We start from the raw sequence: 244 nt of genomic DNA, 5'->3' as shown, positions 1-244 counted from the left end.
AACGTGTTGATGTGATTTGTCTAGGGAAAGTCGCGCGATTTAAAATTATTCCTTAACTAAAACAAGGTGCGTATATAATTGTGATAAGGCGTGAATTGGATGCGAATTTAGTGAAACTAGTGGAAGAAAAGCAAATTCGTTGGTTTCAAAGGGAGAATGAAAAAAATGATATTCAAGGTGCTTTTTAAGTTGTTGCTGCGAGTAGTGATGCCGTATTAAATGAACAAATTGCTGAAGATAGCAC

1 pseudogene is annotated in these 244 nt (G+C 35.7%); it reads left to right on the top strand.

Features of this window, described 5'->3' with window-relative positions:
- Positions 1-185: pseudogene (locus JDS82_RS29350) on the top strand (NAD(P)-binding protein); the annotation flags it as partial.
- Positions 186-244 lie beyond the last annotated feature (59 nt).

The organism is Bacillus cereus group sp. N14, from assembly GCF_016483555.1.
Classification (GTDB): Bacteria; Bacillota; Bacilli; order Bacillales; family Bacillaceae_G; genus Bacillus_A; species Bacillus_A wiedmannii.
The sequence above is the reverse complement of the archived record's forward strand: the minus strand, read 5'-3'. Positions and strand labels throughout refer to the sequence as shown.